Source organism: Hymenobacter sp. R533113, from assembly GCF_056835965.1.
Genome location: NZ_JAKWBD010000013.1, coordinates 926,005 through 939,367, shown reverse-complemented (window position 1 = coordinate 939,367; position 13,363 = coordinate 926,005). Strand labels below are relative to the sequence as shown.

Below are 13,363 nucleotides of genomic sequence, written 5' to 3'. Positions count from 1 at the left end.
CTGGTACGCTCCTTTTTTGTTTTAGGAATTGTGGGGGGCAAATTCTGCCTCGTGGCTACTAGCTCTCTTTCCTCTAAAGCTAATTTCTTACCTTGCTTGCGCCTTTTGGCAGATACAAGCTTTTATTACAGCAGATTTTCGCTTCATTTTCAACCTTCACTCTTTCATCATGAGCATTATCTCCGCCATTCACGCCCGGCAGATTTTTGATTCACGCGGCAATCCAACAGTTGAAGTAGATGTGACGACAGACAACGGAATAGTAGGCCGTGCTGCTGTGCCGTCAGGGGCTTCCACGGGTAAACACGAGGCCGTGGAGCTGCGCGACGATGATAAGTCGATGTATATGGGTAAGGGAGTGCTCAAGGCCGTAGAGAACGTTAATAGCACGATAGCGGAGGAGTTGATTGGCTTCTCGGTATATGAGCAAAGCTTGCTCGACCGTGTCATGATTGAACTGGATGGTACGCCGAACAAGGCTAACCTCGGTGCCAATGCTATTCTGGGTGTATCCTTGGCTATTGCCCGGGCAGCGGCACAAGAGGCTGGTATGCCGCTTTACCGCTACGTCGGGGGCGTCGGGGCCTCTACGCTACCCGTGCCCATGATGAACATCCTGAATGGCGGCTCACACGCCGATAATTCTATCGACTTTCAGGAGTTCATGATTATGCCCGTTGGAGCAGAGTCATTCTCGGAAGGCTTGCGCTGGGGCACTGAGATATTTCACCACTTGAAAAACGTGTTGAAGAAGCAGGGCTTGAGCACCAACGTCGGCGACGAGGGTGGTTTTGCTCCAAATATTAAGTCCAATGAGGACGCTATTAAGGTGGTGTTGCAAGCTATCGAGACAGCTGGCTACCGTCCGGGCGAGGACGTGATGATTGCGATGGATGCTGCTGCCTCCGAGTTTTACGAAAATGGTGTGTACCACTTCAAGAAGAGCACCGGCGACAAGCTGACTTCCTCGGAGATGGTTTCCTACTGGGCAGACTGGGTTAGCAAGTATCCTATCCTGAGCATCGAAGACGGAATGGATGAGGACGACTGGGCTGGTTGGAAGCAGCATACCGAGAGCCTGGGGGGCAAAATTCAGCTCGTAGGCGACGATTTGTTTGTAACGAATGTAGATCGTTTGCAGCGGGGCATTGACGAAAATATTGCCAATGCAATTCTCATCAAAGTAAACCAGATTGGTACGCTCACCGAGACAATTGCAGCTATCAACCTTGGACGTCGTAATGGTTATAAGAGCATTATGTCGCACCGTTCGGGTGAAACCGAGGACAATACCATTGCTGACTTGGCAGTGGCTCTGAACACGGGCCAGATCAAAACCGGCTCGGCTTCGCGCTCCGACCGGATGGCGAAGTACAACCAACTGCTCCGTATTGAGGAGGAGCTAGGTGAAATTGCCTACTATCCGGGCCGCAAGATGTAGCCTACTACCTTGCGCTAGTCCCGTATTGATTAGCAAATGATAACAGAACGGCACCGTGGCTCTATAGGCTGTGGTGCCGTTTTTAGTATATTTGAGCCTATGAGCTTTTCTGTTTTTCTTGCTTCCGCAGCGCGCGTCGTACGTAGTTTTTACTTTCTCACTGGAGTAAGCTTCGTGGTATGGATGTTCGTTTTTGACGCCAACGACCTATTCAAACAGTACGATATGTACAAAAAGTGGCGCGAACTGCAAACGGAGAAGGAGTACTACTTGACCAATATTGAAACCGTGAAGAAGGAGCGAACGGAGCTACTGAGCAGCCCGGAGTTACTGGAGAAATTCGCTCGTGAACGGTACATTATGAAGCGTCCTGGTGAGGATGTGTTCATACTGGTCCCGCAGGAAGAAGAGTAATGCGGGCTCCACTAACTGATGGCCACCAGCAAATGCGCGCTTGGCGCGTGGGGGGCAAATTAGTGTGCTTGGCGCTCTTGCTACTACTTAGTTTTCCAGTAGCTGCCCAACCTTCACAAATACAGATAGCTCGTCAGTTTTTGCTGGCCGTGCTGCGTGGCGACAACAATGCAGCGTACAAGCTGCTGGCACCCGAGGTAAGCAAAGCGGTTTCTAAAAAGCGGTTCAAAGAGGCGGTCCGGCCCTTGTATCAGCAAGGAAAAGACTTCGGCCAACCCATTGCGCTATACAAGCTGGGCATACGGTTGGGCGAAGAAGCGATGCCTCGCTACTTTTATGCCTTCTCGTTTAAAAGCGACACCCTACAAGCCCAGCCCCGCGTCATGCTCGACGTTACGTTCCGGGATACAACAGCTACGCGTATTCTGAGCTTCGGCATGATTCCGGCCCCGCAGGGCAAGCGCAAATAAACTTACTCGATCTTCTTGCCGGTCATGGCCTGCTTGATGGAAATGTTCATTACCCGCTCAGCAAAGGGGCTGGTCAGGCTTTCTAACTCATCTACGGCTTTCAAAATTGTGTCCTTATCCTGGGTAGTCAGGGCATCTTTCAGGTTCTGAACCGAGGCGGCGGTATGCGTGATTTCGTCCTCTGTTAGATACTGGGAGTTTTTGTCGACGAAGCGCTCTACCTGATAAATCATCTGCTCGGCCACAGTGCGGGCCTCGATTACCATACGGGCTGACACGTCCTCACGAGCGTAAGTAAGCGAATCCATGAGCATCTTCTCTACTTGCTCATCTGTGAGGCCATACTGCGGCTTTATCTCGACGGCTTGATGAGTGTTAGAGCGAAGCTCAAGCGCCTCTACTTTCAAAATGCCGTCGGCATTCAGAATAAAGTTGACATCCACTTTGGGCAAACCAGCGGGCATAGCGGGAATGCCCCGAAGGTCAAATTCGGCCAGCTTACGGTTTTCCTTCACTAAGTCTCGTTCCCCTTGGTAAACAGAAATCTTAAGATTTACCTGGCCATCGACGCTGGTTGTGTACTGACGCCCGGCTTTCGTCGGAATCTTAGAGTTTCGGGGAATAATCGGATCCATGAGCCCGCCCAAAGTTTCAATGCCTAGAGTAAGTGGCGTCACGTCAAGCAGAAGTACATCGCGGCGGTTGCCGCCTAATATGTCCGCTTGAATAGCTGCTCCCAAGGCCACTACTTCATCGGGGTTGAGGGAGCTGTTGGCGGGCTGTTGGAAGAATTCGGACACCGTATCATATACCAAGGGCACACGCGTCGAGCCGCCTACCAGTAACACCGCGTCGAGGGCGCTGGGGGGCAATTTGGCGTCCGTTAGGGCTTGCTGGCAGGCATTAATGGTACGAGCTATCAAGGGGCGGATTAAATCATCGAACTCCGCTTTGGTAAGGCTCACCTGACCAGCACCGGGCAGATCGGCGGTAAATTTGTCGTGCTGGCTTAAGTGCTTTTTGGCTTGCTCGGCAGTTAGTCGGAGCTGTTGCTGTAGCTGACCATCAGTAGCCGCAGCGAGCTGGCTGGTTAGGTTGTACCGCTGAATCCAATGCTCACTCACTAAGCGGTCGAAGTCGTCGCCGCCAAGGTACGTGTCGCCATTAGTGCTGAGTACCTCGAATATTCCCTGCTGAATGCGCAGAATGCTGATATCGAAGGTGCCGCCACCAAGATCATACACGGCTACTATCTTCTCTTCATCGGGCGATAAGCCAATACCGTAGGCCAATGCGGCAGCGGTAGGCTCGTTCACGATGCGCAGCACTTCCAACCCGGCCAGGCGGCCAGCGTCGCGGGTAGCCTGACGTTGCGAGTCGTTGAAGTAAGCAGGCACGGTAATAACAGCCTTATTTACGGGCGTTTTGAGCGCGTGCTCCGCACGGGTCCGCAGCTCCTTTAAGATCTCAGCTGAAAGCTCAATAGGTGAGTAAAAATGCCCCCCAACGCGGATTTTGACCAATCCTTCCGTATTATCATCAATAATTTTATAGCCCAGCTGCCCGGCATGCTCACCTAAGTCGCGGTACGATTTGCCCAGCAGGCGCTTTACAGAGTAAATCGTGTTTTGCGGATCGGTGAGGAGATATTGCTTGGCATCGGTACCTACAATAGGGTCATCATCGGCGGGGAAGTGGACCACGCTAGGCACAATGGTACCGCGGCCCTGATCGTTGATGGCCACTGGCTGCCGGCCTTCGGGGTGAATATAGGCCACTAAGCTGTTCGTGGTACCCAGATCGATGCCCACGATGATTTCTTCCTGCTGAATACTCCCGGTCGAGAGGTTGATTGCTACTTTAGCCATAAATGCGAAGGACGACGCGCCGAAGCGGTAGATGAGCAAAGCGAATTTGCAGCTAGCAAATAATCAGAACCGCTTTGGAGCAACAAAAGTAGATAAGAAATGTGGGCAGCCTTTGTTTACGCCTCCAGCGAGGAAGAGGTGCATAATCAAGGCAGAGACAAAAAAAGATTCATTGAAAGTGGCTATGCAGCCTTAAGCAGCTATAATGCGCGTTTTACATTCTCTAAACGTTGTTTTTTGAAGTAGTTCACTTAACTTATGCTAGTAATACAGACTGACATAACACACGTAACAGCCTACTCGCCGTTGGTGTCTGAAGGCTAAAAAAGCGGCTGGTAATCTGTTATGTCGGTACGAACGCGAGGCCTTAAAGGAATCAAAAATGCCCTCAGGACGTTAAAGCAACTCCTGGCAATTTCAAATAGCTATATCGTTTCGTAGGGCTTTGCGTATAAAAGCTTTCGTGTGATGAAGGTAAGCTCCGCTTAGCTAAGTTACTCATCCTAAAGACCCAAGCAGATGGAGAAGACCAGTGTAGTACATCGTCAGCGTGTGAAGCGCCGTGCCCGTCGAGTAGTTCGGCGTATGCTGCCCTTTATGGCTTCGCTGTTTATGGCCACACCATTGGCTACACCCATCAAAAGCACTATGGCTAGTGCGAAGGGTGTAGAGGTGAAGATGCCGACAGGAAAGGAAATGGACGCTGCTTTTTTCGATCAGCGGATGCACGATCTGTACCGCGACCTGAACGTGGAGCAGCAGGGTTTACGCTTCGAAGTATTTGAGAGGGCCATGACTGGCTACCTCAACCTGCGTAATGAAAACAAGCTCGGCGACAAGCAGCTTTTGACCGTTGTCGACTTCGAAAAGCCTTCTACGGAGAAGCGTTTGTGGGTGCTAGACCTTGATAAAAAAGAGGTGAAGTTTCACACGCTCGTGGCTCACGGCCGCAACTCGGGTGAAAACCTGACCAACACTTTCTCCAATGAGAATGAGTCGAATATGAGCAGTTTGGGCTTCTATGTAACTCAGGATGAGTATATCGGCAAACATGGTCGTTCGCTCAAGCTTGAGGGCGTGGATGAAGGCTATAATAGCAACGCCCTGGCTCGCTCCGTAGTAATGCACGGCGCTGATTATGTGAGCGAGGAGTTCGTTCGTCAGTATGGCCGTTTGGGCCGCAGCCTCGGTTGCCCCGCTCTGCCCATGGATCAATACGCCCAGATTATTGATGAAGTAGGCGGCAAAACCTGTTTGTTCCTGAACGGTTCGGACACAAATTACTCTTCAAAGTATCTGAACCAAGACGTAGCTTTATCGACGCTGGTTAGCGCTAATCAGATGATTTAAGGTTAATTAATAGATAGTAAAAAGCCCCCAGAATTAGTTCTGGGGGCTTTTTCGTAGCGCGAAAATCCGTTCCGCGCTACAGCTGCACGCCAAACTTGAGGCCCACCGTCTCTAGGTCCCGCACGACGGTTTCGAGCAGCGGAATGCCCCCCAGCAGGCGCTCGGCAGCTATCTGCCGCTCCGGGTCGCCGGGGATGAGCACTTGCTGGCCCTCCACGGCGCGGGCCTGGCGGAAAGTGGAAATCCAGTTGTCCATGTGGGCTTTGAACTCGGCGGCCGGCCGGAAGGCATCTACGCGCATAGCCCCAAAGAAGTGACCAATTCCTTGGCCCACTGGGTCGGCGGGCGGCTGAAGGAAGGCCACGAAGGGCGGTACCCACGGGCCATAATTCGCGCCTGATAGTACCGCCGAGAAAATATCCACCACGCTGCCCAGGCAATAGCCTTTGTGCGAGCCGGTTTCGCCCCCCAGCGGCAATAAGGCGCCGCCGTCTTTCAGCTCATTCGGGTTTGTCGATGATTGACCCTGGGCATCTTGGATCCAGCCAGCGGGCGCGGGCTGCTGCTTGCGTTGCAATATCTCAAGCTTACCATTAGCAGCTGTCGTAGTAGCAAAGTCAGCCACGAAATCGGGCTGCTCGCCGGCCGGAATGGCGACGGCAATGGGGTTGGTACCCAGCAAACGGTCAAGTGAGTGAGTAGGCGCTACCAAAGGGCTGGCATTCGTCATGGCAATGCCAATCATATCGTGGGCCAGGGCCTTCATGGCATGGTAGCCGGCAATACCGAAGTGGTTGGAATTTTTCACTGAAACCCACCCGGTGCCTGCGATGCGTGCTTTTTCTAAAGCTACCTGCATAGCCCTGGGCGCCACCACTAGGCCTAAGCCACCGTCACCATCCACTACAGCCGTGCTGGGTGTTTCGTACACCACGCCCACCCGCGGCGTCGGGTTGATGCGGCCGGCCTCCCAGAGGCGCACGTAGCCAATGAGCCGGGCCACGCCGTGCGAGTCGATGCCGCGCAGGTCGGCTGCCAGCAGTGCTTCCGTAGCTTGTATAGCGTCGGGCTCGGGGCAGCCAATACTGTGAAAGACAGCTTCTGTGAACGTGAACAGGTGATTGTAGGAAAAAGTCATAGCAGGTAATGCTAGCGGGCGCTGATGTGCATCGAGGAATTAATACGAATCAGTGAGCGAAAAACGTGGGTAAACGCTGCTGGGGGGCAAATTTCGACTCTCGAAGTGGTGACAACCTGCAGGCACTGATTCGGGTGGATTCAGGACTTAATAATCTCTGCCAGTAATCCTTCCTTCAGCGCATAAGTTGAAGCTCTTATGTTGGAGTCAGTGAGTTGGTAGGTCGTCAGTATAAAATCAATCAGGACGCAGGCCACCACAATCATATCGGCACGCATGGGCGTCATGCCTGGCATGGCTAAGCGCTGGGCATGGGTGGTCGTAAGCAGCAGCTCATAGCTTTGATAAAAGCTCTGGAGCGTGATTTCGGTGACGGGCGGTGGCATTTCGGGGCGAAACTCATTGCGCTGAGCCGCCTGCAAGTCCCCTAGCGTATCAAACGTTCCGGAAGCTCCTACCAAACCAACTGGTCGGAACTGCTGTATGGCAGCCGTCAGCGGCGCGAGCTGAGCGGCTAGATAAGCCTGCTCATCGCGCACATCGTCGGCCGTGAGCGGGTCGTGCTTGAAAAACAAGTCGAGCAGTCGCTGAGCCCCGATTTCAAAGCTTTGTTTCCAGAAAATAGTATCCTCATCGGCAATAATAAATTCCACGCTACCCCCGCCAATATCGACCAGCAGGTGAGGTGTACGCCCCAGCGCCACGGCTTGCCGCATGCCCTGGCAAATCAGCTCCGCCTCCCGGTCGCCCGAAATAATATCGACTTTGATGCCCGTCTGCTCGAAAATGGCCTCGGCCAGCTCCGTGCCATTGCGAGCGCTGCGCACGGCGCTGGTGGCCGTAGCGCGCACATCCGTAACCTGGTGCAGCTCTATCTCTTCCTGAAAAGCCGCCAGCGTGTGCAACGCCCGCGCAAAAGCCTCGGGCGCAATTTCGCCGTTGCTGATACCGCCTTCGCCCAGCTTTACGCCTACTTTGGTGCGCAGCAATACGGCAGGCTCGGCATCGGAGCCCGCGGGGGGCATTTCTACGATGAGCAGGTGAAACGTGTTGGTGCCCATGTCAATCAGGGCCAGACGTGGCGATTTGGTCATTGTCATGGGTTGGTGTTGAGGCAGCTAAGAGCTAAATCGGCAGAACGTGCCCAGCGGCAACTTGCGCTGGCCCTGGTCGTGCAGATAAATCTCGCCGATTTCGCGGGTGCCCCGAATAGCCGGGAAGATATTAGAAACCAGGTTATCCAGAATAAGGGCTGAGAAGCCCAGCGAATACAAGTTGATCAGAAAAAAATGATCCTGCAGGTCCAGCAGCTCTTTGCATAGTTTCAGCAGCTCGTTCAGCTCATCTTCCAGCTGCCACTTCTCCCCATTTGGGCCCCGGCCGTAAGCGGGCGGATCGAGGATGAGGCCCTGGTATTTGCTGCCGCGCTTTACTTCCCGGCGCACATACTTCATGGCATCTTCTACCAGCCAGCGCACTCCATCGAGCTGACTCGCTTCCATATTATCGCGGGCCCAGAAGTTGACTTGCTTCACCGAGTCGAGGTGGGTGACATCGGCACCGGCGGCACGGGCGGCCAGCGTAGCCGCGCCGGTGTAGGCAAAGAGGTTGAGCACCCGCGGTTGCGCGGCCTTGCGCTGTTTGGTTTGCTCAAAGATGAAGCGCCAGTTGGGGTCTTGCTCCGGGAAAAGCCCCACGTGCTTAAAAGCCGACAAGCCCAGGCGGAAGCGCAAATGCAGGTCGCCTTGGTCGTAATTAATCACCCATTGCTCGGGCATTCCGGCCTTCAATTGCCATTGCCCGCGCTCCTGGCTGCCTTTTTCGCGGCGAAACGTGGCGTGGGCGCGCTCCCATTCGCTGGGGGGCAAATGCTGGTCCCAGATGGCTTGGGGCTCGGGCCGGGCCAGCACGTAGCGCCCGAAGCGTTCGAGCTTTTCAAAGTTGCCCGCGTCGAGCAATTCATAATCGGGCCAGGTGCCGGTGGTGAGGAAGGAATACATAGGGCGTCGTAAAGCTGCCGTTGAGCGGGCGGCCAAAGGTAAGGCAGGCGCGTAAGCTTTGTGTTTGATCGTGGTATTCCAGGAACGGTGGTTGGTGTCGGGGCCAGCAGGTCGTCATGCTGAGGATACGAAGCATCTCGTGTGCAAGGGTATTGTCATGCTGACGACAGGAAGCATCTCGCGTGTTTAGTTGAGATTAGCAACTCAACTAAACACGCGAGGAGATGCTTCGCTCTGCTCAGTATGACGTTCTTTCATTGGCGGTGGTCTAAAGCGTGGTGATAAGCCTAATGCATGACCAACTGAAAAAGGCGCTGAACAAGCTATTCAAGCTCCTTTTGATTCAACCTGAAACGGCACCATCACCACGCTTTAGACCACCGCCCTTTCATTAATTGTCCACACACCCTAGTGCAAAACGGACTTGTTACGTAATCCTGTTGCTAACAGCGAAGTACACTTTACACCCCATAAATGCGACCTTTGCCTTATGACACTTCGTTTCAATAAATACCAGGGCACCGGCAACGACTTTGTGATGGTAGATGACCGCGCGCAGGAGTTTGCCGTGAACAACCATCAGCTGGTGCGGCGCCTCTGCGACCGGCGGCTGGGAGTTGGGGCCGATGGCCTGATTCTGTTGCGCCTACATCCCGACTTCGATTTCGAGATGGTGTATTTCAACGCCGACGGTTATCTCGGCTCGATGTGCGGGAATGGTGGGCGCTGTACCGTGGCTTTCGCGCATCACCTGGGGCTTATTCAAAACCAAACCCGCTTTACCGCCGCCGACGGTGCCCACGAAGCCCATATTGGCGCCGACGGCACCGTGCATCTGCGCATGCAGGATGTCCTGGGCCAGCAGGAGGTAAGCGAAGACGGCGTATTCCTAAATACAGGCTCGCCCCACATTGTGCGGTTTCTGGACCCAAGCCGGTTAGCTGAGCTAAACGTGGTCAGTGAGGGCCGGGCCATTCGTTACAACGAGCGGTTTCGGGAGCGCGGCACCAACGTAAACTTCGCCGAAATGCCCCCCACACCTGATTTGCCCTGGCAGGTACGCACCTACGAGCGCGGCGTAGAAGATGAGACGCTGTCCTGTGGTACAGGCGTGACAGCTGTTGCGCTGGCCGCTTCCCGGCGCGGCGCCGTCAGCCCGGTACACTTGCGCACACCCGGCGGCGACCTGCGTGTTTCCTTCGAAGCCCAGCCCGATGGTTCGTTTATAAATGTCTATCTCAGCGGGCCGGCCGTACGCGTATTTGAGGGTAGCCTAGACGTATAGCCAACACCATTTTGCCCCCCAGCGCCTCAGATCAGCTACCAGGTATATCAATTTCAGTTCAATGTCAGCTGTCCCGGTTTTTCTGCGCGCCCTCGAAGACTCCGATCTGGAGCTCCTGTATGCGTTGGAAAATGACCCGGCCATCTGGGGCGTTTCGGATACGATGGCGCCCGTGTCGCGCTATGCGCTGCGCGAGTACCTGGCCCATTCCTCCGCTGATTTCTATGAAGTGCGCCAGCTCCGGCTTGTTATCTGCGCTCAAATAGATGGGCGTGCCGTGGGCATCCTCGATATATTTGATTTTCAGCCACTGCATCTGCGGGCTGGGCTGGGCATTACTATTCTGAGCGCTGAGCGGCGGCGTGGCTTTGCATTAGCTGCGTTAGCTGCATGTCTGGAATATGCCCGTCTCACACTGCGCTTGCATCAATTGCATTGTACGGTAGCCGCCACCAACCAAGCCAGCTTGCTCCTGTTTGAAAAAGCGGGCTTCCGGCGGGTTGGCATCCGGCAGGAGTGGCTGCGGACGGCTGTTGGCTGGGAGGATGCTGTTGAGCTTCAAAAAATTTTCTAAAAAGTACTGTATAAGGCAATTAGCGGCAGATTAAATACTTGTGCATTTTAGGATTATAAGGGAGAGTAACTAGTGTTGAGGTTGCTGGATGCTAATTAAAATAGCATTATAAAATAGGTATCTTTTTTAGCAAACGGTCGTATAAGGTAAGCGTTGTAGCACCGGAGAATTATACTGTTGAGTTAGCCTATCCGGTTTATCACGATACTTTCTAGCCCTTTGTCTATGCCGATTTCTACCTCGGCGGGAACGCCTACGCGCGCTTCAGCCTCAGTACCAACCCAAACTCCTGCTTCTTCCCCAACGCTTACCAATAATTTTTCCTGCAGCTTACCTGATTTGGTTTGCTTCGCGCACCTGCATTGGGATTTTGTGTGGCAGCGTCCTCAGCACCTACTGTCGCGTTTTGCGCAGTACAGCCGGGTTTTCTATGTAGAAGAGCCATTCGTGCACGGAGATAATGCGTCTCTTGTCGCTCACATTGAAATAAAAGAGCGTCAGAATGGATTGAAAGTGCTGGTAGCTCACTTACCGGCTGGGCTGAATGAAGAAGCTACTGATCAGGCGCAGGCAAAGCTGCTAACGCAGTATTTCGCCGAAAATAGCATCGACCAGTTTGTCTCGTGGTACTATACGCCCATGGCGCTGAGCAAGTCGCGGCATTTGCAGGCGGCTCTTACCGTGTATGACTGTATGGACGAGTTAGCAAACTTCAAATTTGCCCCCCGCGACTGCGTCAGCTGGAACAAGAGCTTTTTGGGCGTGCCGATCTGGTATTCACTGGCGGCCAGAGCTTATACGAGGCCAAAAGCCTGCAACACGCCGATGCGCACGCTTTCCCCAGTAGCATCGATAAAGCCCATTTTGGGCAGGCCCGCGCCGCCGGCGTTGATCCAGTGGATCAAGCCAAGATTGCACATCCTCGGGTTGGATTTTTTGGCGTGGTAGATGAGCGCCTGGATATTGAGCTGCTGGGCCAACTGGCTAAAGCCCATCCGGAGTGGCAGTTTATCATTATCGGGCCGGTGGTAAAGATTGAGGAGGCCGCCCTGCCGCGCACTTCCAACATTCATTATCTGGGGGGCAAAGACTATAAGGAACTCCCTATGTATTTGCGGGGTTGGGATGTAGCAACGTTGCTGTTCGCTGATAACGAGAGTACTAAGTTTATTTCGCCTACCAAAACACCCGAGTATTTGGCTGCGGGCAAGCCGGTAGTCAGTACGCCTATCCGGGATGTGGTACGCCCTTATGGTGAATTAAATCTGGTACAGATTGCTTCTAATGCCGCCGATTTTGGGCAAGCAATAACGCGGGCTTTGCAGCAAAAAGATGACACTGAGTGGCTGGCTCGCACGGATGCTTACTTAGCTACCATTTCCTGGGACCTTACCTGGCAGGACATGGTTAACCTGATGCAGCAGCGCTTGACAGACAAGAAATAATTGGACAATACCGAATCGGTGGTAGCCCTCGTAAGTGTTGACACTTTAAGTAGCTTTTCCGCCCCTATCTCCCTCACCAAAACACAAATTTAGCTATGTTCGATTATCTAATCGTTGGGGCCGGCTTCGCTGGCAGCGTACTTGCCGAGCGGCTCGCTACCCGCTCTAATAAGAAAGTATTAGTTATTGATAAGCGCAGCCATATTGCTGGCAATGCGTATGATCACTACAACGAGGAGGGCATATTAGTACACAAATATGGCCCCCACATTTTTCACACTAACTCGAAGGACGTATTCGAATACCTTACCAATTTTACCGATTGGCGCCCTTACGAGCACCGCGTATTAGCTTCCGTTGACGGGCAAATGGTGCCCATGCCTATCAACCTGGATACCATCAATAAGCTGTACGGTCTGAGCCTGAATAGCTTCGAGGTAGAGCAGTTCTTGGAGTCGCTGGCCGAAACTATTCCGGTTATCAAGACCTCGGAGGATGTAGTGGTGAGTAAGGTTGGCCGTGAGCTGTACGAGAAGTTCTTCAAGAACTATACCCGCAAGCAGTGGGGCATGGACCCTTCGGAGCTGGATAAGTCGGTAACCTCGCGCGTGCCTACCCGCACCAACCGCGACGACCGCTACTTCACCGATACCTACCAGGCCATGCCGCTGCACGGCTACACGCGCATGTTTGAGAAGATGCTTGATCATCCGAACATCAAGATCATGCTCAACACCGATTACCACGACATTATCGACTTCATCCCATTTAAGGAAATCATCTTCACTGGCCCGGTTGATGAGTACTTCGACTTTAAGTTCGGCAAGCTGCCTTACCGCTCGCTGGAGTTTAAGCACGAAACCCTGAACGTGGAGAAGTTCCTGGCCGCGCCAGTAGTAAACTACCCCAATGAGCACCTTTATACTCGGATTACTGAGTTTAAGGCGCTAACCGGCCAACAGCACCCCAAAACCAGCGTGGTGTATGAATATCCTAAAGCCGAGGGCGACCCTTACTACCCCATTCCGCGCCTCGAAAATGCGGAACTGTATAACAAGTACAAAAAGCTGGCTGACGAGACACCCAACGTGCACTTTGTAGGTCGTTTGGCTACGTATAAGTACTACAACATGGACCAGGTAGTAGCGCAAGCACTTACCTTATACAAGAAACTAACGGAGAAAACGGAGGAGGCACAACAAGCCAAAAAGCCAGCTATTTCTGGTTCTACTTCACTCGTAGAGAAGCTTGTTTCCCGCGCTCCAGCCAAGGAGTAGCGTATTGTTAAACCGGCTGTCAGACGTCTGTCACTCTGCGACGGCGCGAGAAGTTTTAAGTCAAAAAAGCCCCCCGGCCCACGACTGATAAGCTCCTCGCT

The 13,363-nt window shown here is 53.3% G+C and carries 13 protein-coding genes; 9 read left to right on the top strand and 4 right to left on the bottom strand.

Going from position 1 to position 13,363, the window contains the following annotated elements; genetic code table 11:
- Window positions 1-169 precede the first annotated feature (169 nt).
- The 3 genes from eno to MKZ35_RS13220 are packed head-to-tail and all read left to right on the top strand — an operon-like array spanning window position 170 to window position 2,325.
- Complete coding sequence (eno, locus tag MKZ35_RS13230) at window positions 170-1,441, top strand: phosphopyruvate hydratase (protein ID WP_482513739.1); 1,272 nt, start codon at window positions 170-172, stop codon at window positions 1,439-1,441.
- A gap of 36 nt (window positions 1,442-1,477) precedes the next feature.
- A complete protein-coding gene (locus MKZ35_RS13225) occupies window positions 1,478-1,855 on the top strand; it encodes an FtsB family cell division protein (RefSeq protein WP_482513738.1) in 378 nt (125 codons plus the stop codon).
- Complete coding sequence (locus MKZ35_RS13220) at window positions 1,855-2,325, top strand: hypothetical protein (RefSeq protein WP_482513737.1); 471 nt, start codon at window positions 1,855-1,857, stop codon at window positions 2,323-2,325. The genes MKZ35_RS13225 and MKZ35_RS13220 overlap by 1 nt, the downstream gene beginning before the upstream one ends.
- Window positions 2,326-2,327: 2 nt before the next feature.
- Here MKZ35_RS13220 and hscA read toward each other — a convergent pair whose 3' ends face one another.
- Complete coding sequence (hscA, locus tag MKZ35_RS13215) at window positions 2,328-4,232, bottom strand: Fe-S protein assembly chaperone HscA (protein WP_482513736.1); 1,905 nt, start codon at window positions 4,230-4,232, stop codon at window positions 2,328-2,330.
- Window positions 4,233-4,712: 480 nt separating this feature from the next.
- On the opposite strand from hscA, the gene MKZ35_RS13210 reads away from it, so the two are divergent.
- Window positions 4,713-5,543 (top strand): murein L,D-transpeptidase catalytic domain family protein, encoded by an 831-nt coding sequence (locus MKZ35_RS13210; RefSeq protein WP_482513735.1) that lies wholly within the window; start codon window positions 4,713-4,715, stop codon window positions 5,541-5,543.
- 76 nt (window positions 5,544-5,619) lie between these two features.
- Here MKZ35_RS13210 and MKZ35_RS13205 read toward each other — a convergent pair whose 3' ends face one another.
- The 3 genes from MKZ35_RS13205 to MKZ35_RS13195 form a co-directional block, all read right to left on the bottom strand.
- Window positions 5,620-6,681, bottom strand: a complete 1,062-nt coding sequence (locus tag MKZ35_RS13205) for an Ldh family oxidoreductase (protein ID WP_482513734.1) — start codon at window positions 6,679-6,681, stop codon at window positions 5,620-5,622.
- A 140-nt stretch (window positions 6,682-6,821) separates the two neighbouring features.
- Entirely contained in the window at window positions 6,822-7,775 is a 954-nt protein-coding gene (locus MKZ35_RS13200; protein WP_482513733.1) for a Ppx/GppA phosphatase family protein, read from the bottom strand.
- A gap of 24 nt (window positions 7,776-7,799) precedes the next feature.
- Window positions 7,800-8,681 carry a class I SAM-dependent methyltransferase gene (locus tag MKZ35_RS13195; protein WP_482513732.1) on the bottom strand — a complete coding sequence of 294 codons (882 nt, stop codon included), beginning with the start codon at window positions 8,679-8,681 and terminating at the stop codon, window positions 7,800-7,802.
- A 490-nt stretch (window positions 8,682-9,171) separates the two neighbouring features.
- Here MKZ35_RS13195 and dapF point away from each other — a divergent pair, with 490 nt between their 5' ends.
- The 5 genes from dapF to glf all read left to right on the top strand — a co-directional run bounded on the left by dapF (window position 9,172) and on the right by glf (window position 13,262).
- On the top strand, window positions 9,172-9,966 hold the full coding sequence (gene dapF / locus MKZ35_RS13190) for a diaminopimelate epimerase (RefSeq protein ID WP_482513731.1): 795 nt from the start codon (window positions 9,172-9,174) through the stop codon (window positions 9,964-9,966).
- A gap of 61 nt (window positions 9,967-10,027) precedes the next feature.
- Window positions 10,028-10,540 carry a GNAT family N-acetyltransferase gene (locus MKZ35_RS13185; RefSeq protein WP_482513730.1) on the top strand — a complete coding sequence of 171 codons (513 nt, stop codon included), beginning with the start codon at window positions 10,028-10,030 and terminating at the stop codon, window positions 10,538-10,540.
- A gap of 225 nt (window positions 10,541-10,765) precedes the next feature.
- Window positions 10,766-11,488, top strand: a complete 723-nt coding sequence (locus MKZ35_RS13180; RefSeq protein WP_482513729.1) for a glycosyltransferase family protein — start codon at window positions 10,766-10,768, stop codon at window positions 11,486-11,488.
- Window positions 11,482-11,985, top strand: coding sequence for a glycosyltransferase (locus MKZ35_RS13175; protein WP_482513728.1), 504 nt, complete (start codon window positions 11,482-11,484; stop codon window positions 11,983-11,985). Before MKZ35_RS13180 ends, MKZ35_RS13175 begins: the two co-directional genes overlap by 7 nt.
- Window positions 11,986-12,080: 95 nt before the next feature.
- Window positions 12,081-13,262, top strand: coding sequence for a UDP-galactopyranose mutase (gene glf / locus MKZ35_RS13170; RefSeq protein ID WP_482513727.1), 1,182 nt, complete (start codon window positions 12,081-12,083; stop codon window positions 13,260-13,262).
- Window positions 13,263-13,363 lie beyond the last annotated feature (101 nt).